The organism is Nonomuraea sp. AD125B, from assembly GCF_041402765.1.
GTDB lineage: Bacteria > Actinomycetota > Actinomycetes > Streptosporangiales > Streptosporangiaceae > Nonomuraea > Nonomuraea bangladeshensis.
This window is the reverse complement of sequence record NZ_JBGLOU010000013.1, coordinates 69,009-88,850: the sequence shown is the minus strand read 5'-3', so window position 1 is coordinate 88,850 and position 19,842 is coordinate 69,009. Positions and strand designations below refer to the sequence as shown.

Sequence of the window (19,842 nt, the reverse complement as noted above, 5' to 3'; positions counted from 1 at the left end):
CGTCACGGGGTGCCCTCCCTGATCGTGATGACGGTCCACGCGCCCAGGTGGATGCGGTCGCCGGGGCCGATCCTCACCGGCACGTTCACCGTGAGCGGCCTGCCGTTGACCTGGGTGCCGTTCGACGAGCCCGGGTCCACGACCGTCCACGAGCCGTCCGGCTGGGCCAGCAGCACGGCGTGCAGGTGGGACACGCCCGGGTCCTCGGGCGGGCCGGTCAGGTCGATCTCGGGGGCGACGTTCCTGGCCCGGCTGCGCCGTCCGATGCGCACCTGCTCGCCGTGCAGCCCGAAGGAGCGTTCGGGGCAGTACGGCGGGAAGGCCACCCGGTCGGCGTCCGGCCCGCCCTCGGCGATCACCTTCTCGTAGTAGGCGCGGTCGGCGGCGGTGACCGCCTCCCACCGGGCCCCGGTGACCGGGAGCGGGACGGCCGCCCCGTTCCCGCTGTAGTCGTGGCCGCACACCTCGCAGAACTGGCCGGCGCGCGGCGTCTGGCAGATGGGGCAGCTCTCGGCGGTCGCGCTCCCACCGGAGGGCGCGGCGGGCTGGGGGGCGGGGGCGGCGGCCATCTGGGCGCCGCACACGTCGCAGTAGTCGTCGGCGCCCGACGCGTGCCCCTGCGGGCAGGTCGCCATCACGATCCTTCCTTGCGCAGCCGGCTGGTGCGCACCGATCCGGTGTCGAGCTCGATCTCGTCGGCCTTGTCCACGTTCCTGCGCAGCCGCGCGGTGCCGGTGGCCGGGTCCACCTCGACCACCTTCTCCAGCAGGCGGGCGGTGTCCTCGCGGCCCGACTCGACCGCGATCTCGCGGGCCTTGGCCAGCCGGGCGGTCGCGGTGTCCACGTCGCCGGCCGCGCGGGCGCTCAGCCCGTCCTGGATGAGGTCGTGCAGCTCGGCCTGGCCGGTGTAGTGGGCGACCTTGCCGTTGATGCGGGTGGACGCGGCGAGGTCGTCGGTCCACTGGGCGAGCACGTTGCCGCTGGCGAGCACGTCCCCGGTGTCGGGCCGGACGAGCTTGACCCAGCCCGCCCTGATCTCCTGGCCGATCTGGCCGGGCGGCACTTCGACGCACACGTGGTACTCGCGCTCCTCCGCGCCCCACGACCCGGTCGGGTAGTCGCCGGTGAGCGGGTTGACGTCGGTCCGCTTGCCGGTGAGGTCCAGCAGCACGGGGGAGACCTGCTTGACGAACTTCAGCCGCGCGGTCTGCGGCACCCACACCCGCAGCGACAGCTCGGCCACGGTCTTGCTCATCGAGGTCTGCGTGAGCCGGCGGAAGTACTCCGGCAGGTCGCCCTGGTCGCGGACGAAGTCGAACGTGCCGAGCATCGCCTCGGCCACCTTGCGCAGCTCGGCCGGCGCCCAGTCGGCGCCGACGCCGAGGCAGTCCACCACGAACTTGCCGCTCCAGGCGGCGAGCACGGACGCGAAGACGTCGGCGCGCTCGTTGTTCTGGCCGTCGGTCATCAGCAGCGCGTGCCGGATCGCCGACGGGTGCGCGGTCAGCAGGTGACCGGCCAGCTTCAGCCACTCGCCGATCGCGGTGCCGCCGTGCGCGAGCAGCTTGTCGATGGCCCGGTGCGCCTCGGCCCGCGTCCCGGGGGTGGCCTTCACCAGGTGGGGGTTGCCGCGCGGGTAGACCATCGTGGCCCGGTCGGTGCCGGCGATCACCGCGAAGTACGCGCCGTCGCGCAGCGTCTGCACGGCCGTCACGGCCGCCTGCCGCGCCTCGCGGATCTTGCTGCCGCTCATCGAGCCGGAGGTGTCCACGATGATCACTTCGGCGGCCTCCGCGGGCCCGGCCGCCTGCGTGGTGATCCCGCCCGTGGCGCCGACCGTCAGGATGGCGTGCACCTCTCGGCCGTCGAGGGGGAGATATTTGTTCTGGTCGATCGTCAGCGTGAACGTCGGCTGGTCACTCACGGGAGTTCTCCTAGGGGGATCAGGGCGATCGTGATGTTGTCCTGGCCGCCGGAGTCCAGGGCGTGCCGCAGCAGCTCGCGGGCCAGCTCCTGGGGATCGCCGGGGGCGGGGAGCGGGCGGCCGTCCAGGTAGCGCCACAGGCCGTCGCTGCAGACCAGCAGCAGGCCGGGGCCCTGCGGCTCGAACACGCGCACGTGCGGCCGGACGTCGTCGGCGTCCGCGCCGAGCCAGGCGGTGATCTCGCCGGTCTCGATCGCGTCGTCGGTGGTCAGCAGGGCCCCGCCCGGGGGCTCGGCCGGCGTCCCCTCCGGCGGCCCGCTCGGGAGCTCGGTCGACGGCACGGTCGGGAGCTCGTCCGGGAGCCCGCTCGGCGGCCCGGCCGGGGGTTCGGCCGGCAGCCAGTACGCCCGCGTGTCGCCCGCCCAGGCCAGGCTGATCCGGCCGTCCCTGACCACGGCGGCGACGTACGTGCAGGCGGGCGCGTCGTCCACCGACGTCGCGAGCTTGGTGACCGCCCGCCCGGCCAGCTCGAACGCCTCCTCGTGCGCCAGCCCCCTGATGAGCGCCGCGCTCGCCGCCTCGACGGCCACCGCGGACGCCTCGTCGGCCCTGGGGGAGCTGCCGACGCCGTCGCAGACCACGGCCACCGTGGACCGCCCGGCGGCGAGCAGCGCGACCGCGTCCTCGTTCCTGCTGCGCCGCAGGCCCCGGTCCGTGACCGCCGCCGCGCCGCCCTCCAGGACGATCTCGGCGTGGTCGCGCCCGGTCGGCTGGCGCAGCCCGCACCGCTCGCAGTAGCCCTCGGCGTCCACGGCGGCCGCCCCGCAGGACGCGCACGTCGGCGAGCCCAGGGTGTGGCCGCACTTCTCGCAGTAGGCGTAGCCCTCGTACACCGGCGTGCCGCAGACCGGGCACGCCCCCGCCCCGGCGTCCGCCGCGCGGGCCTCCGGGGCCGTCACAGCCACGTCCGGGGACGTACGGCGTTGGCCTGGTCGATGAGGGCGTGCCGCTCCTGGCGGGTGGTGGCGGCCACGGCCAGCCGCCGGTAGATCGACTCCAGCCGCCTGCGCAGCCCCGACTCGGTGAACGCGGCCTCCGCCAGCCGCAGGCCGGGCGGCGGCGCGTTGGACGCCAGCCAGGCCAGGCCGCCGTGCAACAGCTCGGCGGTGAGCAGGTCGCGGCGGCGGCCGTCGAGATCGGTGAGGCGGGCCAGCCGGTCGGCCGCGGTGACCAGCTCGCCGGGGACGATCGCGGCCGGGTCCGGCCGGCGCGCCGCCGACACGGCCAGCGCCACTTGCGCCGCCACCCGGTAGCTCGACGTGGCCGGCACCTCGTCCAGCACGCTCAGCCGGCCCGTACGCGCCAGGCCGAACGCGGCGCTCACGTAGCCGTGGTCGGTGCGCCAGACGGTGTCGTACCAGGGGGCGGCGTGCCGGCCCGCGCACTCCAGCGCGAACGCCAGCGCCAGCTTGGGCGCCGGCTCGCCCGGCAGCAGCGACAGGCACGCGTCGAACATCGACACGGCCGTGTCGAGCCGTCCGGTCGCCATCGCCAGCACGCCGCGGTACCAGGTGACCCGCCAGTCGCCGGGCAGCTCGGCCGCGAGCTGGTCGAGCACCACCGGGGCCTCGGCGGCGCCCTCCTCGGCGAGCAGCCTGGCCCGCATCAGCCGGGTCTCGGGCGTCCGCGGCATCGCGGCGAGCTGGTCCACGAGATCCTTGCCGTCCAGGCCGAGCAGCCCGGCGAGCGCGCCGGCGGCCGGGTCGGCCGGGTCCACCAGCGGCACCGGCAGCTCGGCGGCGACCGCCGCCGGGTCGAGCGGCGCGAGCACCGCCCCGCCGCCCTCGGCCAGCGCCGTGCCCACCGCCCCCCGCTCCGGCCCGAACAGCGTCGAGGGATGCGGGTACGGCACCCCGTCCTCCTGCGCGCACACCTCGCGCAGCACCCCGACGAGCTGCTCCTCCATCTCCCAGGCGCTCTGGAACCGGTCGGCAGGGTCGTCGGCGGTGGCCCGGCGCAGCAGCCGGGTGAACGACGGGTGCCCGCAGTCCTGCGGCAGCGGCGCGCCCTTGCCGTTCTGCACCGGGCTGAACCCGGGGATCGCCAGCACGGCGAGGGTACGCGCCACCGTGTAGAGGTCGGAGGCCACCGACGCCGCGTGGGTCTCCAGCTCGGGCGCGTGGTAGCCGGCCGTGGCCCACGAGGTGCCGGGCGGCGAGCCGATGGGCTGGACCGCGCCGAGGTCGATGAGCTTGAGCTGGCGGCCGACCCTGATCACGTTGGCCGGCTTGAGGTCGCAGTAGACCATGCCGTTCTCGTGCAGGTAGCCGAAGGCGTGCAGGATCTCCCTGCCGTACATGAGGACCTCGCGCAGCGGCAGCGGGCCCTGGCGGCGCAGCTCGTGCAGCGACTGGCCGCCGACGTACTCCATGACGATGTAGCCGAGCCCGGCCGAGCGCTGGAAGTTGAAGATCTTGACGATGTTGGGGTGGTCGACCGTGGTGAGGAAGCGCCGCTCGGCCTCGGCCGCGGCCAGCGCCTCGGCGTCGTTGGTGTTGAGCAGGCCCTTGAGCACCACCCAGCGGCCGTCGAGGTTCTCGTCCGAGGCCAGGTAGATCCAGCCGAGCCCGCCGTGCGCCAGGCAGCCCAGCACCCGGTACTGGCCCGCCACCAGGTCGTCCTTGCCCAGTTTCGGGGCGAACGAGTACGGCGTGCGGCAGTGCGGGCAGAACCCGTCGGTCAGCCCGGGATGTCCGTTCCTGGACCGGCCGACGGGCTTGCCGCAGTCGGGGTTGGCGCAGTAGCGCTTCTCCTCCGGCACCTCCGGGTTGGCCATGACGGCGGTGGCCGGATCGCGGTACGGCACCGACGGCAGGTCGGCCAGCGTGGCCAGCACCCCCGCCCGCGACCGCCCGCTGCTGGCCGGCCCCGTCATGCGGCTCACCGGGTTGGTGACGGGAGAGGAGGGCTGGGTGGGCGGCGAGAGCGAGACCGAGGAAGGCGCGGACGCCGGGGGCGCGGCGGTCGCCGCGTGGCCGCACAGGTCGCAGTAGCCCTCTTCGATGGTCCCGGTGCAGCCGGGCTGCACGCAGCGGGTCATGCCTCACCTCCATGGATGGCACGCTGGTAGGTCTCGACGGCTGCGGCCGCCGCGGTCAGGTCGCAGGGGGCGCTCCAGAGCAGGGCGCGGGCCCGTTCGAACAGCTCGGCGGCGGCCGGGTCCTCCGCGAGGCCCTTGCGCACCGCCATCACCTGGCAGGCGCCGAGCCGGCCGCGCAGCTCGTCGCGCCGGCCGACCAGGCCGTACAGCGCCCTGGCCGTGGTCTGGGCCTGCCGGGCCGCGGCGTCGGCGTCGTTCTCCAGCCCGGACAGCCGCTTGGCGCGCAGCACCCACGAGTCGGCCGAGACGTCGAGCGCGTCCAGCGCGTCGGCCAGGGCGTCCACGCGGCTGCGCGGCTGGGCCTGCGGCGGCAGCGCGATCTTGACGACGACCGCGCCGTGGGCCAGCCGGGCCTCGCTCTCGGCGGCCCGCACCCGGTCGAGCGCGGCCACCAGGTTCTCGCGGCGGCGGGCGTACTCCTGCTTGACCGTGACGGCCAGCTCCAGCTCGGCGACGGCGGCGGCCAGCAGCCGGGAGACCCGGTCGAGGTCCGGCTCGACGGAGGCGCCGAGCGGGTCCTCGACCACGTCGGCGCGCAGCCGTACGAGGTCGGCGTCCGCCTGGCCCAGCCCCGGCGCGGCCTCGCCGAGGTCCGCCTCCAGCGCGCGGACGCGGCGCAGGGCGGCGTCGGCGGCGTCGAGGCGGGGGAGCAGATCGTTCCAGCGGGCGTCGATGTCGGTGAGGGCCGAGGTGACCTCGCGGAAGGCGGCGTCCATGCGGGTGACGGCCTGGTCGAGGGTCAGCCGCTCGTCCGCCTGCGGCAGCAGCGAGCGCTGCTCGACCGGCTTGGCGGCGGCCTTCAGCACCACCGACGGCCCGGCGAGCAGCGTGGTGAGCTGTTCGAGCTGGTCGGAGCCGAGCCGGCCACGGGAGTCCCTGATCTGCTCCGCGTCGCGTAACACGGCCCGGTAGGCGTCGTTCAGGCCCCAGAGCCTGGCCAGCGCCGCCTGGACGTCCGTCCAGCGGTGGGCGGTCGCCCCCCGTAAGGACGCGCCCTTGAGCAACTGGTAGGTCGTGTGGGATTCGAGGTCGAGCAGGTCACCGGAGATGCGGTCACGTTCGTCGGCGCGGGCGCGCAGCGCGTGCTCGACGCCTTCCCTGCTCATTGGTGGTCCCAGGTTCATCACGCTCCCCGGCGAAACCCCCCGATTACCCCGTTTATACCGGGCACAACGGGTGGTCTGACGGCTTAAGTTCCTTTTGCTGGCAAGGGTCGGGGGGACCCCTGACTTGTCCCTGATTCAACCCTGTCTCGCCTGCAAACGGCTTAACGATCTCTTAGCGTTACGTACATGGGACGCATACTTCTGATCATCGCGGCGGTCGTGGCCGCGCTCGTACTGCTCGGCCCCCTGCTGGGGTTCGCGCTCACGCTGCTCAAGTGGGGGCTCATCATCGGCGCCGTCGCCTTCGGCGTCCTCGTGCTGTCGAAGTGGGCCAAGAGGACATAGCTTCTGGACGCTTCCCCAGTCATAGTTGGGTGATGGAGGCGCGGCCCGCGGTAGACGATGCCGCGCTCGGGCGCGAGGCGATGGCCGTGCTCGAGGCGAACTGGACGGGCTCCGGCACCGTGCCCGCTCCCGGGCTCTATCCCCACCAGTGGAGCTGGGACTCCGCGTTCGTCGTCATCGGTCTGGCCCGGCGCCGGCCGGACCGGGCCCGCGACGAGCTGCTGAGCCTGCTGCGCGGGCAGTGGGCGACCGGCATGGTGCCGCACATCGTCTTCCACACCCGCGAGGCGTACTTCCCCGGGCCGTCGCTCTGGCGCTCCCAGGAACACGCGGCCGCGCCGCCCGTCCTCACCTCGGGGCTCACCGCGCCGCCGCTGCACGGGCTCGCGCTGTGGTGGCTCTACCGGCACACCGGCGACCGCGACTTCGTCAGGAGGGCGTACCCGGCGCTGGTGGCCCAGCACGACTACCTGGCCTCGGCCCGCGACCTCGGCGGCGCCGGGCTCGCCGCCATCGTCCACCCGTGGGAGTCGGGCATGGACGACAGCCCCGCCTGGGACCAGCCGCTGCACAACCTGCCCGCCATCCACTACGGCTACCGCGGCGTCGAGCTCGCCGACCGCCACCCCGACAGCGACCACGAGCGCTACGTCTGGCTCGCCATGCGCTACCGCGACGCCGGCTACAGCGCGGGCTACCTGCGCGACGAGCACCCCTTCGCGGTCGAGGACCCCATGTTCAACGGCATCTGGCTGGCCTCCTGCCAGGCCATGGCCGAGCTCGCCCCGCTCGCGCACGCCGACCCCGCCCCCCACCTCGAACAGGCCGCTCGCATCAGGCGCGCACTGCTGGACCGCCTCTGGGACGGCGGCTTCTACGCCCGCGACCTGCGGGCCGGGGAGCTCATCAGGGTGGCCACGGTGGGCGGGTTCGGGCCGCTGCTCGACCCGGAACTGCCCGCCGAGCAGCTGCGCGCGGCCGTCGAGCTGCTGGAGTCGGCCAGGTTCATGGGCGCGACCGGCTACCCCGTGCCGAGCTGCGAGATCCGCGCCGGTCAGTTCGACCGCACCCGCTACTGGCGCGGCCCCTCCTGGGTCAACACCAACTGGCTGCTGCGCAGGGCCGCGGCCGTGCACTCGCTCGACCACCTCGCCCAGCAGCTCACCAACGGCACCCTCCGGCTGGTCAGGCAGGCCGGCTTCCGCGAGTGCTTCGACCCCTTCGACGGCAGCGGACGCGGCTGCCGCGACTTCTCCTGGAGCGCGGCGCTCACCCTCGACCTGCTCGCCGATACCGTGTGGGCATGAACATCTTCCGCCGGCTGCCCGCCGACGTGCGCAAATCCCTCGACCTGCGGCGAGGGGAGCGGGTCCTCACCTTCGCCGTCTCCGGCTCGGGCCACGTGATCGCCACGAACCTCGCGCTGCTGCTTCCCGACGGGACGCGGGTGCCGTACGAGGAGGTCGACAAGGCCTACTGGGACGAGCAGGGGCTCACCGTCCTCACGATGGCCGGCGTGCGCCACGTCGAGCCGGTGCCCGAGCCGCGCATGCTGCCCGAGACGCTCAGGGAGCGCGTCAACGCCACCATCGTGGTCAACAAGCACGTCGACCTGCCCGGCCGGGGCGGCGTACGGCTCGTCGCCAGGCGTCCGCCGGGCGGCGAGGTGCTCGGCTGGACCCTCGTCTTCGACGACGGCCTCGACCCCCAGGACCCCGGCCTGCGCGCGCAGGCCGAGCAGGCCCTGGAAGGGGTGCGGCGCAGCATGGGTGTGTGATCGTGCGCACACCCATGCCCGCCACCTAGTAGGTGATCCCGCTCTCCCGGGACTTGCGCTCCACGCCCGCCGTGACGTCCTCCTCCTCCGGCCAGCCGGTGGCGCCGTTGTGCCTGTGCGCGTCACCGCCCAGGAAGGGGATCCGATGCTGCAGCGTGTCGCCCACCTTGGTCCTGGCCGCGCCCGCGTACCTGGAGGCCTGGGCGCCGACGACGCCCGCGACCTCCTGCACCCTCGGGTTGTCGGCGACGCGCTGCGCCGCGCGCTTGATCTGCTCGTAGCGCTCGCGACCCGCCCGGCTGCCGAGTACGTAGCCGATGGCCAGTCCCATCGTGAATGTCATTCGATATCGCATGTCACACCTCCGCTGTCACCGGGCCTACCCCGGTAACGATGCGACACGCACTCCAGGAGTGCGCTAATCTATTCATGCGCACGACGGAGGGGCCGCAAAACCCCGCCGAGCAGCGCAAACAGATCGATCCCGCGTAGCTCAACGGCAGAGCAGCCGGCTGTTAACCGGCAGGTTATAGGTTCGAGTCCTATCGCGGGAGCATCTTCAAAGGCTCAGGCCCCCTTCCTCGGATCGAGGACAGGGGGCCTGAGTCGTTTCGGGTGCCGACGCGGGAGCGCTCAGCAGGGCCGCCGTGCGGAGTGGGGCCGGCTGCGGCGGTGAGCGAAGTTCCGTAGCGCGGGGTGTCATCCGGCGCGGAAGATGCGGTCCAGGTGGCGGTCGAGGGCGTCGATCACGGTCTCCTCGGTGTAGTGGCCGATCAGGGTCGGGTTGACCAGTCCCTGGGTGATGGCGAACAGGAGCACCGCCTCCTGTTCGGGCACCAGGTCGGCCGGGGCCTCGCCGTTCTGCTGGGCGCGTCGGATCTGCTCGGCGAAGAAGAGGGCGTGGTAGGGGTAGCCCTCGCGCAGCGTCGCGGCGTACTCGGGAGCCACCGCCGACCGGGCGAGGAAGGCCAGCGCGATGCGGGCCTCGGTGCGTCGTTCGTCGTCCAGGGGCAGCATCTCGATGATCGCGCTGCGGACGAGATCGCGTGGCGAGCGGGGATCGAGGCAGGCGTTGACCCGCTGGTAGATGCGCTCGTGCACGTGGATCAGGGCGAAGATCATCATCTGATCCTTGGTGGCGAAGTAGTGCTGGACGCTGCCCATCGACACTCCGGCCTCCGCCGCCACGTGTCGCAGGCTGACGCCCTCCAGTCCCTCGCGATCGACGATCCGTAGCAGTGCGTCGGCTATCTGCCTGCGCCGAGCCTGATGATCCACCTGTCTGGGCATGCCGTCCCAATTTTTCCCATGCAGTCGCATTGCAAGCGCTGCGTTCCGCTTTTACGATGCAAGTGCATTGTAAACAGCGCGGAGGAGGACCATGCCCATCCGGACGACGCGCAACGACGCGGTGGAGATCGCCTACGAGACGTTCGGGCCGCCCAGCGGCGAGCCGTTGCTGCTGATCATGGGTACGGCCATGCAGATGGTGATGTGGCCCGACGACCTGTGCGCCATGCTGGCCGATCGCGGGTTCGCCGTGGCCAGGTTCGACAACCGCGACGCCGGCCTGTCGACCCACTTCTCCGAGGCCGGGCGGCCGGGCCTGGCCAAGGACTGGTTCAGGGCCGGCAAGGTGGCGGCGTACCGGCTGGAGGACATGTCCGACGACGCCCTCGCGGTGATGGACGCGCTCGGCTGGAGCAGCGCGCATCTCTTCGGGGCGTCGCTGGGCGGCGTCATCGCCCAGCTCACCGCGATCCGCCGCCCCGAACGGGTCCGCACCCTCACCGTCTCCTCCAGCTACGCCGGCTGGAGACGCGGCAGGGTGAACATGTGGACCGTGCTCAGGCTGATGCTCAGCCAGAGCCTCAGGAGATACCCGGCCGGACGGGGAGGGAGCGGTCCGGCGTGTCGTGGACGCGATGCGCATCCTCGGATCGCCCGGTTACCCGCTGGACGAGGCGTGGTGGCGGCATGCCGCAGGGGTGTCCTACGACCGCGACTCCAGCCCAGCGGGCGGCGAGATGCGCCAGTCCGCCGCGGCCGGGGCGACCGGCGACCTGCTGCCTCGGCTGGCCGCGGTGAACCTGCCCACCCTGGTCATCCACGGCGAGGACGACCCGATGATCCGGCCGCGTGCGGCGGAGGAGATCGCCGCCGCCGTCCCCGGCGCCCGGCTCGTCCTGTATCCGGGCATGGGGCACGACCTCCCGCGCGAACTCTGGGCCGGCATCGCCGACGAGCTCTGTGCCCTGGCCGGCCGTATACAGCCGGGCCGGGAGGACGCGATGGGGTGAGCGTCCGAGTCCGGGGCATTTCTCGGTTCTCGGGACAAGGGGGGACTTGGCGGCGAAGATGGGTGGACCGGTCCCCAGGGGCCGGAAGCCGCGGGAACTGCGAAGGTGGCGAGGAGAGGGCGCCGCCGCCAGGACGTGCCGTCGTGACCCGGAAATCCGGCGGGGCGATCCGATGACCGAGAAGTGCTGATTGCCGCGTGCGTACCTGGATCAGGTCCCTCAGTCCCTTCGACATGCCCCGCACCCAGGCCTGGCTGGGGCGCATCGCCGACCTGCGTGAGGCGGAACGTTTCATCAGGCTCTACCACGCCGAGAACCCCGGCGCGGGCGGCCAGGAGGCGCGTCTGCGCGACGTGGCGCGGGAGATCGCCCGTACGGGCACCTACACCCACACCGCCGACGAGCTGGTCTTCGGCGCCCGCGTGGCCTGGCGCAACAGCAGCCGCTGCATCGGCCGCCTCTACTGGCGCTCCCTCCGCGTACGCGACCGCAGGGACGTCTCGACCGCCGAGGGGGTGGCGCTCGAATGCGTCGCCCATCTGCGCGAGGCCACCGGCGGCGGCCGGATCAGGCCCACGGTGACGGTGCTCGCGCCCGACGGCCCGGCCCGTCCGGGGCCGCGGATACTCAACGACCAGCTCATCCGCTACGCCGCCCACCGCTCCCGTGACGGCAGCGTCACCGGCGACCCGCGCAACCTCTGGCTCACCGACCTGGCCAGGACCCTCGGCTGGCGGGGGAGCGCCGGCGGCAGGTTCGACGTGCTGCCGGTGATCATCCAGCCGGGGCTCGGCGACCCGCTGCTCTGCAACCTTCCCGGGGACGCCGTGCTGGAGGTGCCGCTGGAGCATCCCGACTACGGGTGGTTCGCCGAGCTGGAGCTGCGCTGGCACGCGGTGCCCGCCATCTCGGACATGTGCCTGGAGATCGGCGGCGTCTGCTATCCGTGCGCCCCGTTCAACGGCTGGTACATGGGCACCGAGATCGGCGCCCGCAACCTCGCCGACCACGACCGCTACGACCTGCTCGGGACCGTCGCGGAGCGGCTCGGCCTGGACACCTCGACCGAGCGCTCGCTCTGGCGGGACCACGCGCTGGTGGAGCTGAACGTGGCGGTGCTGCACTCGTTCGAGCGGGCGGGGGTGACGATGACCGACCACCACACCGAGTCCCGGCGCTTCCTCACGCACCTGGCGAAGGAGGAGAAGGCCGGGCGGGTCTGCCCGGCCGACTGGTCGTGGATCGTGCCGCCGCTGTCCGGCAGCGCCACCCCCGTCTTCCACCGCTACTACGACACCAGCGTCCTCACGCCGTCCTTCGTCCACCACCGCTAGCGGAGGGCCACTTGCCGTCACGGGATAGAACATGATTCTGTTGGCTTCATGTCGGAACTCGTGCTCTCAGCCGTCGACCAGGGCGTGCTCACGCTCACCTTCAACCGTCCCGAGACGCTCAACGCCTGGACGGACGCCATGGGGCGGCGCTACTTCGACCTGCTGGAGGAGGCCGAGCGGGATCCCGCCGTACGGGCCGTGGTCGTCACCGGGGCGGGCAAGGGCTTCTGCTCGGGGGCGGACTTCAAGACCCTGAGCGCCATCCAGACCGGCGCCTACGACGAGAAGCCGGACCCGCGGCCCAACACCTTCCCCACGAGCATCGCCAAGCCGATCGTCGCGGCCGTGAACGGGGCCTGCGCCGGGCTCGGCATGGTGCACGCGCTCGTCTGCGACCTGGTCTTCACCGCCGAGGACGCCAAATGGACGACCGCGTTCCCGCGCCGCGGGCTGGTCGCCGAGTACGGCCTGTCATGGGTGCTGCCGCGGATCATGGGCCAGCAGCGGGCGATGGACGTGCTGCTGTCGGGGCGGGTGTTCACCGGGCGGGAGGCGTACGAGCTGGGGCTGGTCAACCGGGCGGTGCCCGGGGACGGCGTGGTGGCCGCCGCCCAGGAGTACGCGCGCGAGCTGGCCGCCCACAGCTCGCCCGCCTCGATGTCGGTGATCAAGCGCCAGGTGTGGCGGGACTGGGACGTCACGCTGGAGGAGTCGGCGAAGACGGCGACGCAGGAGATGCTCGCCTCCTTCGGCCGCCCGGACTTCGCCGAGGGCGTGGCGAGCTTCCTCGAACGCCGCCCCCCGAACTTCCCCGCCCTGTGAGAAAGGGTCAGGCCAGGCGGTGGGCGCCGCGTGCCGGGGTGGCCGGCAGGAAGCGCGGCGCCTGGAAGCCGCGTTCGGCGTAGGCGGCCGAGACGGAGTCCTGGACGGACTGCAGCCGGTCGTCGGCGACCAGCGCGACGGCCGAGCCGCCGAAGCCGCCGCCGGTCATCCTGGCGCCCCGCGCGCCGCCCTTGAGCGCGGCCTCCACGGCGAGGTCCAGCTCGGGGGAGGACACCTCGTACTGGTCGCGCAGCGACAGGTGGGAGGCGTTGAGCAGGGCGCCGATCTCGGTGACGGCGCCCGCCCGCAGCAGGCCGATCAGCGCCTCGACGCGGTGGTTCTCGGTGACGACGTGCATGGTGCGCTTGCGCTCGGCCCCGCTCAGCCGCTCCAGGGCGCCGGCCAGGTCGGTGACGTCGCGCAGCGCGGGCACGCCCAGCTTGCGGGCCGCCGACTCGCACTCGGCACGTCGCTTGGCGTACTCGCCGCCGGCGTGCTCGTGGTGGACCTGGGTGTCGATGATGAGGATGCTCAGCCCGTGCGCGGCGAGGTCGAGCGGGATGGTGCGGGAGGCGAGCGAGCGGCAGTCGAGGAACAGGGCGCGCCCCTCCTCGCTCAGCGCCGACGCGGCCTGGTCCATGATGCCGCAGGGCATGCCGACGAAGTCGTTCTCCGCCTTCTGGCCGAGCAGGGCGAGCTCCATGGGCGTCATGCCGAGCTGGTGCAGGTCGTTGAGCGCGGCGGCCACGGAGACCTCCAGGGCGGCGCTGGAGCTGAGCCCCGCGCCCTGCGGCACGTCGCCGTCGATCGCGATGTCGGCGCCCGCCACGCGGTCGCCGAGCATCGCGAGGACGCCGACGACGTAGCGGGTCCAGCCCTTGGCCTCCTCGTGGGTGGCGAGCGTGACCGGCTCGCCGGGCGACTGGAGCGAGAGGAGGCGGACGGTCCGGTCGGCGCGCGGGGTGACGGCGGCGGTCACGCCCCAGGGCACCGCGAACGGCAGCACGAAGCCGTCGTTGTAGTCGGTGTGCTCGCCGATCAGGTTGACCCGGCCCGGCGCGCGCCAGACGGTCTGGGGGTCCGCACCGAAGGCGGCGCGAAAAGCTTCAACAACGCGCATAACCCAACACTCCTCAACAAGGGCCCGACCGTAGACTAGCGCCATGGAGGAGCTCCTGGATCCAGGGCTCGGGCAGGTCCGGGTGTTCCTGATGCGCGACGACAACAAACCGCGCAAGCTCAAGTACAACCTGGGCCACCGCAGGATCCTCGCCTTCGGCGGCGCCTGGTCCAACCTGATCGCGGCGGTGGCCGAGGCGGGGCTCCGGCACGGCATCGAGACGATCGGGGTCATCAGGGGCGAGGAGCACCTGCCGCTCAACCCCGTGCTCGCCCGCGCGCGCGAGTGCGGCATGACCCTCACCTACCTCGACCGGGCCACCTACCGGCGCAAGCACACCGAGGAGGTGCGGGCGGCGCTGCGCGCCCGGTTCGGCGCGGACGTCGCGATCCTGCCCGAGGGCGGCAGCAACGCGGCGGCCGTGCGCGGCTGCGCCGAGCTGCCCGCCGGGATCGGCGTCCCGTACGACGTCGTGTGCTGCCCCGTCGGCACCGGCGGCACGCTGGCCGGCATCGCGGCCGGGCTGCCCGAGGGCAGGCGGGCGCTGGGGTTCGCCGTGCTGAAGGGCGCCGCCTTCCTGGAGGGGGAGGTGGCCAGGCTGCAGCGGGAGGCGTACGGGCGGACCTGGTCCAACTGGTCGATCGACCTCGACCACCACTTCGGCGGCTACGCGCGCACGACGCCCGAGCTGACGGAGTTCGCCGCCCGGCACGGCGTCGAGCGCGTCTACGTGGCCAAGATGCTCCTCGGCGTCGTCGATCTGGCCAGGCGGGGCGTCCTCGCGCCGGGCACCCGCGTCGTCGCCGTGGTCACCAGCCCGCCCGAGCCCCCGGGTGCTCAGCTTTCGACCCCGGTCGCCGCGTGCGCCGCGCCGACCGGCTTCGACTCGGGCGAGCCGCGCTGACGCAGGTAGATCGACAGCACCACCATCGACAGCACGGCCAGCAGCTCCGACTGCCAGTTCTGCAGGCTGCGGTTCCAGAACTCGGGCGAGGTGACGTACGAGCCCCAGGACACCGGGTCGCGCAGGTCCGCCAGCCGCTCGGAGTTGTAGGCGGCCTGCCCGGCGACGGACTGCGCGGCCCACGACAGCGCGAAGATCAGGCCCATCACCAGGCCGAGCGAGTTGCCGAACAGCCACAGCCGCAGCCCGTGCGAGCGCGCCCAGCGCGGCGAGTCGGGAGCGGCGTGCGCGCCGACCTTCTGCTCCTCGTCGGACTCGGCGCCGGCGTCCTCGACGGCCTTCGACTCGGTCGAGCCCTTCTGCACCAGCCAGACGGTGAGCGCGATGTAGAGGAAGAACTGCAGGTACTCCGACTGCCAGTTCTCGGCCACGTCCACGGCGAAGGAGGAGGAGGTGACGTACTGCCACACGGTGAGCGGCTGGTCGCCCATGGCGCGCTGCTGGTCGTTGAGGTCGAGCGTCCCGGCGACCGCCTGGCCGCCGAGGGCCAGCAGGAACATCACCAGGAAGGCCAGGGACAGCGAGTTCTCCTTGATCCACTTCACAGTCTGGACCACCCGATGGCGAAGAACCACGCCAGCCCGGCGACGATCAGGAGCATGGTGATCGTGAACATCACCCGCATCAGTCCTCCACCTCGCAGTCGTACGGCAGGTCGCGCACCGGCTCGCAGCCCGCGGCCCGCACCCGCCAGCCGTCGCCGAAGCGGTGCAGGAAGAGCGTGTCGCCGGCCAGCCGCACCTGGGCGTTGTCGCCCCACACGCGCACGTCGGTGACCGCGCCGCCGGGGCCGAGCCCGAGCTCGCGCAGCGCCTCGGCGCAGGTCTGGCCGCGGTCGGGGAGCCGGTCGGCGGTCTTGGGGGCGAGCAGCGCGCACGCGGCGTCGTCCTGGTGCGCGGCGAGCGCGGCGTGGAAACGCTCGGCCGCCTGAGCCGGAGCCGCGCTGTCAGGGGCGCAGCCGGTCAAAGCCAGCGCCAGCAACACTCCCGACGCCGGCGCCACGAGCGGGATCTTCATAGCACGCTGCTACCCGTCGATCACCCGAACATGCCGCGCAGGCGGGCGAGTCAGCGCCCGAGCTGGTCGAGCACGGGGCTGACCAGCGCGTCGAGCTCACGGGCGAGCACCGTCACCGCGCGGCGGGCGTGCTCCTCGACCTCGTCGTGCGGGCCCTCGGGCTCGGGCGGCAGGTCGCCGAGCGGCAGCGGCGCCTCCACCAGCAGGGAGGCGCGCAGGAACGGGACGCGGGCGAGGTCCTGCTGGGACGGCTCGACGTACTGGCCGAAGGTCTCCTGCCAGCCGAGCCAGCCGCGGTCGCGCCACCAGGCGCGCGAGCGGGTCAGCTCCTCCGGCAGCGGGGAGACGAGCCGGACGCGGGCGTAGAGCGTTCCGTCCCAGGTGTTGCGGTGACAGGTCGCCTCCAGCACGCGGCGGTCCCACCGCACGTAGCCGGGGGTGAGCGAGGGCGGCGTGGCGAGCCGCCACGCGGTGCACGCGAACCTGACGGGGGCGATGTCCCCCCACTCGAACTCGTCCAGGTTCTTGCGCACATGGACGGCGTAGCGCCCGTCGCGGTCCCTGTCGAAGTCCTGGTCGATCCAGAACGCCTTGGCCATGCACCCCACGCTACGGCCAGGACCCGGGAACGGCTTGCTCTTGATTTATTGACCAGATAGTTTCATACAGTCAAACAAATGGGGGGAACCGGATGGCCAAAGCCGGACGACCGCCGCAGGACCCGGCGCGCCAGCTCGAACGCGCGCACCGCATCCTCGACGCCGCCGCCGAGCTGATCCTGCGCTGGGGCTACGACAAGACCACGATCGACGACGTGGCCCGCCGCGCCGGCGTCGCCAAGGGCACGATCTACCTGCACTGGAGGACCCGCGACCAGCTCTTCGCGGCGCTGCTGCGCCGCGAGCGGGTCCACCTGTTCGACGGCATCAGGGCGAGCGCGCCGGCCACGCTGCCCGAGCTGTTCGGCGGCCTGGTCCGCGAGACGCTGAACCGCCCCCTGCTGCGCGCGGTCCTGCTCGGCGACGACGAGGTGCTGGGCAAGCTCACGCGCATGAAGCGGACCAGCCGCACCGGCCTGGAGCTGGGCGGCCCCTTCGACACCTACATCGCCCGGCTGATCGGGCACGGCGCGGTGCGCGCCGAGCCCGGCGACCACCTGACGGTGATCAGCTCCATCGTGTACGGCTTCATCGCCCTGCCGGACCTGCTGCCCGAGAGCGCGCGGCTGCCCGACGAGCGGATCGCCGCATTGGTGACCGACACCGTGGAGCGGGCCATGTCCACCGGCCGCGCCCTGCCGGAGGCGGACCGGCGGGCCGTCGCCGAGGCGACCGCGGACATCCTGGACGCCATGGAGGAGGTCGCCCGCCGCCGGCTCGCGGCCTCGCTCGGGAACGAGGAGTGTGAGTGACGTGAACCTGGTGCTGCCCTTGGACGACCCGGCCGCCGACCTGGCCCTGGCGGGCGGGAAGGGGGCGTCGCTGGCCAGGCTCGCGCGGGCCGGGCTGCCGGTGCCTCGCGGGTTCCACGTGACGACCGCGGCCTACCGCGCGTTCGTGGCGGGCTTCCGCGACGAGATCGACCCGCGTGACCCGGAGGGCACCGCCGCGCTGTTCGCCCGGCACGAGATCCCCGACCAGGTCGCGGCCGCGATCAGGGAGGCGTACGCGGGGCTCGGCGACGACGTCGCCGTGGCGGTGCGCTCCTCGGCGACCGCCGAGGACCTGCCGGAGCTGTCCTTCGCCGGCCAGCAGGACACCTTTCTCAACGTCCGCGGCGACGGACTCCTGCCGGCGGTCCTGCGCTGCTGGGCCTCGCTGTGGAACGCCCGCGCGATCGCCTACCGCGACAGGAACGGCGTCCCGCACGACGACGTGGCGCTCGCCGTGGTGGTGCAGGAGCTCGTGGACGCCGACGCCGCAGGGATCATGTTCACCGCCGACCCGGTGACCGGCGCGCTCGACGAGACCGTGATCAACGCCTCCTGGGGGCTCGGCGAGGCGGTCGTCGGCGGGCAGGTCACCCCGGACACGCTCGTGCTGCGCGGCGGCGCGGTCGTCCGCGAGCAGGTCGGCGACAAGACCGTCATGACCGTGCGCACGCCCGACGGCACCGAGGACCGGCCGGTCCCCGCCGAGCTGCGCCGCGCCCCCGTGCTGAGCGCCGCGCAGGCGGCCGAGCTGGCCGCGCTCGGGACGCGCGTCCAGGACCTGTACGGCGTCCCCATGGACGTCGAGTGGGCCCGCCGCGCCGACGGCACCCTGGCCGTCCTCCAGGCCCGCCCGATCACCGGGCTCAGAGCGCGCCCGGAGGAGTGGAACGACAGCCTCAAGGGCGAATACCTGTGGACCGCGGGCAACCTCGGCGAGGCCATCCCCGACGTGATGACGCCGATCACCTGGTCGTACGTGCGGCTGTTCATCCACGAGGCGATGTCCGCCTCGGCGCTGCCCGGCTTCGACATGGTCGGCAACATCGGCGGCCGGTTCTACATGAACCTCAGCACCGTCCACACGATCGCGGCCGCGATGGGCATGGCCAAGCGGACCTCCGCGACGGAGAACGTCTTCGGCAAGCTGCCGCCGGGACTGGACGTGCCGAAGGTGGCCCTGTCCCGCTGGGAGATCATCAGAAGGGTGCTGCCGATGGCGGTGGGCCTTCAGCGGCGGGTCCGTACGAACCTCAAGGCCATGCCCGCCTTCCTGGCCTCCTCCCGGCGGCGCTGTGAGGAGCTGCGCGCCCGCGTCGCCGCCACCCCCACCGCCCCCGAGCTGGCCGGGCTGTGGGAGCGCGAGATCCGCCCGCACGTGGTCACCGCCTGCCGGATGCTGGAGGCGGCCGGCCGTCAGGGCGGCGGCACCCTCGTCTGGACCCGCGACAAGCTGCGCAAGCTGGCCGGCGAGGGCGACGCCGAGGCCATGCTGTCCGGCGTCGACGCGGGCGGCGGGCTCGCCAGCATGGGTCTGCTCCTCGGCCTGTCCCGGCTGGCCCGCGGCGAGATCACCCGCGAGGAGTTCGCGGCCGCGTACGGGCACCGCGGGCCGCACGAGTTCGAGGTGTCGAAGCCGCGGCCGGGCGAGGACCCGGCGTGGATCGACGCCCAGCTCGCCGGGCTGCGCGACCTGCGCACCGACACCGAGGCGCTGCTCGCCCGGCAGGAGCGGGCCAGGGAGGAGGCGTGGGCGCGCTTCGCCGCCCGCCACCCGGGCCGGGAGGCGCGGATGCGCGAGCGGGTGCGCCGCTGGGGCGCGGTCGTCCGCGACCGGGAGGAGGCGCGCTCGGAGACCATGCGCGCCTTCTGGGTGCTGCGGGCGTTCACGCTGCGCGCGGGGGAGCTGACCGGGCACGGCGACGACGTCTTCTTCCTGTCCCTGGAGGAGCTGCTCGGCCTGCTGCGCGGCGACGCCGCCGGCCTGGAGCGGGTGCCGGCGCGGCGGGCCGCCTACGAACGGTACGCGGCGCTGCCGCCGTACCCGGTGCTGATCGTCGGGCACTTCGACCCGGTGCGCTGGGCGGCCGACCCCGACCGGCGGGCCGACGTGTACGACGCCCGCGGCGGCCTCGCCCCCGTCGGCGACGCCGTGACCGGCTTCCCCGGCGCGCCCGGCGTGGTCGAGGGCGTCGCCCGGGTGCTCGCGGGCCCGGACGAGGGCGACCGGCTGAAGCCCGGCGAGATCCTGGTGACGACGCTCACCAACGTGGGCTGGACGCCGATGTTCCCGCGCGCCGCGGCCGTCGTGACCGACCTCGGCGCGCCGCTGTCGCACGCCTCCATCGTGGCCCGCGAGCTCGGCATCCCGGCCGTGGTCGGCACCGGCAACGCCACCATGCGCCTGCGCGACGGCGACCGCGTCCGCGTGGACGGCGAACGCGGCACCGTCGAGCTTCTCGGCTGAGTTTTAATCGGTTGCCCCCGGGCCGGGCCCTCTGGTCTGCTGGCCGGGAACCCCAGGAAAGGAGCAGAAAATGCGAG

The 19,842-nt window shown here is 73.2% G+C and carries 20 protein-coding genes, 1 tRNA gene and 1 pseudogene; 11 read left to right on the top strand and 11 right to left on the bottom strand.

The window, feature by feature from the left end:
• Positions 1-2: 2 nt before the first annotated feature.
• From ACBR40_RS31240 to ACBR40_RS31220, 5 genes are read right to left on the bottom strand one after another with little or no spacing between them, the layout of a single operon-like run.
• Positions 3-635 carry an FHA domain-containing protein gene (locus ACBR40_RS31240; protein ID WP_344205285.1) on the bottom strand — a complete coding sequence of 211 codons (633 nt, stop codon included), beginning with the start codon at positions 633-635 and terminating at the stop codon, positions 3-5.
• A complete protein-coding gene (locus tag ACBR40_RS31235) occupies positions 635-1,924 on the bottom strand; it encodes a VWA domain-containing protein (RefSeq protein ID WP_371251075.1) in 1,290 nt (429 codons plus the stop codon). The genes ACBR40_RS31240 and ACBR40_RS31235 overlap by 1 nt, the downstream gene beginning before the upstream one ends.
• Entirely contained in the window at positions 1,921-2,889 is a 969-nt protein-coding gene (locus ACBR40_RS31230; protein WP_371251074.1) for a PP2C family serine/threonine-protein phosphatase, read from the bottom strand. The genes ACBR40_RS31235 and ACBR40_RS31230 overlap by 4 nt, the downstream gene beginning before the upstream one ends.
• A complete protein-coding gene (locus ACBR40_RS31225; protein ID WP_371251073.1) occupies positions 2,880-5,024 on the bottom strand; it encodes a tetratricopeptide repeat protein in 2,145 nt (714 codons plus the stop codon). Before ACBR40_RS31225 ends, ACBR40_RS31230 begins: the two co-directional genes overlap by 10 nt.
• Positions 5,021-6,190, bottom strand: a complete 1,170-nt coding sequence (locus ACBR40_RS31220; RefSeq protein WP_371251072.1) for a hypothetical protein — start codon at positions 6,188-6,190, stop codon at positions 5,021-5,023. The genes ACBR40_RS31225 and ACBR40_RS31220 overlap by 4 nt, the downstream gene beginning before the upstream one ends.
• A 186-nt stretch (positions 6,191-6,376) precedes the next feature.
• Between ACBR40_RS31220 and ACBR40_RS31215 the strand changes: the two genes are divergently transcribed.
• Genes ACBR40_RS31215 through ACBR40_RS31205 form a run of 3 tightly spaced genes read left to right on the top strand, consistent with a single transcriptional unit; the run spans position 6,377 to position 8,312 of the window.
• Positions 6,377-6,535 carry a hypothetical protein gene (locus tag ACBR40_RS31215; protein ID WP_020545297.1) on the top strand — a complete coding sequence of 53 codons (159 nt, stop codon included), beginning with the start codon at positions 6,377-6,379 and terminating at the stop codon, positions 6,533-6,535.
• 32 nt (positions 6,536-6,567) lie between these two features.
• Positions 6,568-7,842, top strand: coding sequence for a hypothetical protein (locus tag ACBR40_RS31210; protein WP_344204731.1), 1,275 nt, complete (start codon positions 6,568-6,570; stop codon positions 7,840-7,842).
• A complete protein-coding gene (locus tag ACBR40_RS31205; protein ID WP_344204729.1) occupies positions 7,839-8,312 on the top strand; it encodes a hypothetical protein in 474 nt (157 codons plus the stop codon). The genes ACBR40_RS31210 and ACBR40_RS31205 overlap by 4 nt, the downstream gene beginning before the upstream one ends.
• Positions 8,313-8,337: 25 nt before the next feature.
• Here ACBR40_RS31205 and ACBR40_RS31200 read toward each other — a convergent pair whose 3' ends face one another.
• Positions 8,338-8,667: a YtxH domain-containing protein gene (locus ACBR40_RS31200; protein ID WP_344204727.1), complete on the bottom strand. Its 330-nt coding sequence runs from the start codon at positions 8,665-8,667 to the stop codon at positions 8,338-8,340.
• Between the two features lie 127 nt (positions 8,668-8,794).
• Between ACBR40_RS31200 and ACBR40_RS31195 the strand changes: the two genes are divergently transcribed.
• Positions 8,795-8,866: transfer RNA gene (locus tag ACBR40_RS31195), tRNA-Asn, on the top strand.
• A 145-nt stretch (positions 8,867-9,011) separates the two neighbouring features.
• On the opposite strand, the gene ACBR40_RS31190 is transcribed toward ACBR40_RS31195, so the two are convergent.
• Positions 9,012-9,602 carry a TetR/AcrR family transcriptional regulator gene (locus ACBR40_RS31190; protein WP_371251071.1) on the bottom strand — a complete coding sequence of 197 codons (591 nt, stop codon included), beginning with the start codon at positions 9,600-9,602 and terminating at the stop codon, positions 9,012-9,014.
• Positions 9,603-9,693: 91 nt separating this feature from the next.
• Here ACBR40_RS31190 and ACBR40_RS31185 point away from each other — a divergent pair.
• The 4 genes and pseudogenes from ACBR40_RS31185 to ACBR40_RS31170 all read left to right on the top strand — a co-directional run.
• Positions 9,694-10,137: pseudogene (locus ACBR40_RS31185) on the top strand (alpha/beta fold hydrolase); the annotation flags it as partial.
• A gap of 100 nt (positions 10,138-10,237) precedes the next feature.
• The gene (locus ACBR40_RS31180) at positions 10,238-10,612 is read left to right on the top strand and encodes an alpha/beta fold hydrolase (RefSeq protein WP_371251070.1); all 375 of its coding nucleotides are present in this window, start codon (positions 10,238-10,240) and stop codon (positions 10,610-10,612) included.
• A 233-nt stretch (positions 10,613-10,845) separates the two neighbouring features.
• Complete coding sequence (locus ACBR40_RS31175; RefSeq protein WP_344204722.1) at positions 10,846-11,946, top strand: nitric oxide synthase oxygenase; 1,101 nt, start codon at positions 10,846-10,848, stop codon at positions 11,944-11,946.
• 48 nt (positions 11,947-11,994) lie between these two features.
• Positions 11,995-12,768 carry an enoyl-CoA hydratase-related protein gene (locus tag ACBR40_RS31170; protein WP_371251069.1) on the top strand — a complete coding sequence of 258 codons (774 nt, stop codon included), beginning with the start codon at positions 11,995-11,997 and terminating at the stop codon, positions 12,766-12,768.
• Between the two features lie 7 nt (positions 12,769-12,775).
• Here ACBR40_RS31170 and galK read toward each other — a convergent pair whose 3' ends face one another.
• The gene (gene galK / locus ACBR40_RS31165) at positions 12,776-13,888 is read right to left on the bottom strand and encodes a galactokinase (protein WP_344204719.1); all 1,113 of its coding nucleotides are present in this window, start codon (positions 13,886-13,888) and stop codon (positions 12,776-12,778) included.
• A gap of 43 nt (positions 13,889-13,931) precedes the next feature.
• Here galK and ACBR40_RS31160 point away from each other — a divergent pair, with 43 nt between their 5' ends.
• Positions 13,932-14,792, top strand: coding sequence for a 1-aminocyclopropane-1-carboxylate deaminase/D-cysteine desulfhydrase (locus ACBR40_RS31160; protein ID WP_371251068.1), 861 nt, complete (start codon positions 13,932-13,934; stop codon positions 14,790-14,792).
• Here the strand turns inward: ACBR40_RS31160 and ACBR40_RS31155 are convergent.
• The 3 genes from ACBR40_RS31155 to ACBR40_RS31145 form a co-directional block, all read right to left on the bottom strand.
• Complete coding sequence (locus ACBR40_RS31155) at positions 14,726-15,397, bottom strand: DUF6766 family protein (protein WP_344204715.1); 672 nt, start codon at positions 15,395-15,397, stop codon at positions 14,726-14,728. The two genes, ACBR40_RS31160 and ACBR40_RS31155, sit on opposite strands and share 67 nt — an antisense overlap.
• A 79-nt stretch (positions 15,398-15,476) precedes the next feature.
• A complete protein-coding gene (locus tag ACBR40_RS31150; protein WP_344204713.1) occupies positions 15,477-15,869 on the bottom strand; it encodes a hypothetical protein in 393 nt (130 codons plus the stop codon).
• 50 nt (positions 15,870-15,919) lie between these two features.
• A complete protein-coding gene (locus ACBR40_RS31145; protein WP_364451415.1) occupies positions 15,920-16,468 on the bottom strand; it encodes a hypothetical protein in 549 nt (182 codons plus the stop codon).
• Positions 16,469-16,560: 92 nt separating this feature from the next.
• Here ACBR40_RS31145 and ACBR40_RS31140 point away from each other — a divergent pair, with 92 nt between their 5' ends.
• Both ACBR40_RS31140 and ACBR40_RS31135 read left to right on the top strand, forming a co-directional pair.
• Positions 16,561-17,280: a TetR/AcrR family transcriptional regulator gene (locus ACBR40_RS31140; protein WP_371251067.1), complete on the top strand. Its 720-nt coding sequence runs from the start codon at positions 16,561-16,563 to the stop codon at positions 17,278-17,280.
• The gene (locus tag ACBR40_RS31135; RefSeq protein ID WP_371251066.1) at positions 17,273-19,765 is read left to right on the top strand and encodes a PEP/pyruvate-binding domain-containing protein; all 2,493 of its coding nucleotides are present in this window, start codon (positions 17,273-17,275) and stop codon (positions 19,763-19,765) included. The genes ACBR40_RS31140 and ACBR40_RS31135 overlap by 8 nt, the downstream gene beginning before the upstream one ends.
• Positions 19,766-19,842: the final 77 nt, after the last annotated feature.

Bases quoted from the DNA above. Each gene is read 5' to 3' on its own strand.
- ACBR40_RS31160 (WP_371251068.1), top strand. From the start codon at position 13,932: ATGGAGGAGCTCCTGGATCCAGGGCTCGGGCAGGTCCGGGTGTTCCTG.
- galK (WP_344204719.1), bottom strand. From the start codon at position 13,888: ATGCGCGTTGTTGAAGCTTTTCGCGCCGCCTTCGGTGCGGACCCCCAG.
- ACBR40_RS31180 (WP_371251070.1), top strand. From the start codon at position 10,238: ATGCGCATCCTCGGATCGCCCGGTTACCCGCTGGACGAGGCGTGGTGG.
- ACBR40_RS31205 (WP_344204729.1), top strand. From the start codon at position 7,839: ATGAACATCTTCCGCCGGCTGCCCGCCGACGTGCGCAAATCCCTCGAC.
- ACBR40_RS31215 (WP_020545297.1), top strand. From the start codon at position 6,377: ATGGGACGCATACTTCTGATCATCGCGGCGGTCGTGGCCGCGCTCGTA.
- ACBR40_RS31190 (WP_371251071.1), bottom strand. From the start codon at position 9,602: ATGCCCAGACAGGTGGATCATCAGGCTCGGCGCAGGCAGATAGCCGAC.
- ACBR40_RS31175 (WP_344204722.1), top strand. From the start codon at position 10,846: ATGCCCCGCACCCAGGCCTGGCTGGGGCGCATCGCCGACCTGCGTGAG.
- ACBR40_RS31225 (WP_371251073.1), bottom strand. From the start codon at position 5,024: ATGACCCGCTGCGTGCAGCCCGGCTGCACCGGGACCATCGAAGAGGGC.
- ACBR40_RS31240 (WP_344205285.1), bottom strand. From the start codon at position 635: ATGGCGACCTGCCCGCAGGGGCACGCGTCGGGCGCCGACGACTACTGC.
- ACBR40_RS31210 (WP_344204731.1), top strand. From the start codon at position 6,568: ATGGAGGCGCGGCCCGCGGTAGACGATGCCGCGCTCGGGCGCGAGGCG.
- ACBR40_RS31150 (WP_344204713.1), bottom strand. From the start codon at position 15,869: ATGAAGATCCCGCTCGTGGCGCCGGCGTCGGGAGTGTTGCTGGCGCTG.
- ACBR40_RS31200 (WP_344204727.1), bottom strand. From the start codon at position 8,667: ATGCGATATCGAATGACATTCACGATGGGACTGGCCATCGGCTACGTA.
- ACBR40_RS31140 (WP_371251067.1), top strand. From the start codon at position 16,561: ATGGCCAAAGCCGGACGACCGCCGCAGGACCCGGCGCGCCAGCTCGAA.
- ACBR40_RS31145 (WP_364451415.1), bottom strand. From the start codon at position 16,468: ATGGCCAAGGCGTTCTGGATCGACCAGGACTTCGACAGGGACCGCGAC.
- ACBR40_RS31220 (WP_371251072.1), bottom strand. From the start codon at position 6,190: ATGAGCAGGGAAGGCGTCGAGCACGCGCTGCGCGCCCGCGCCGACGAA.
- ACBR40_RS31170 (WP_371251069.1), top strand. From the start codon at position 11,995: ATGTCGGAACTCGTGCTCTCAGCCGTCGACCAGGGCGTGCTCACGCTC.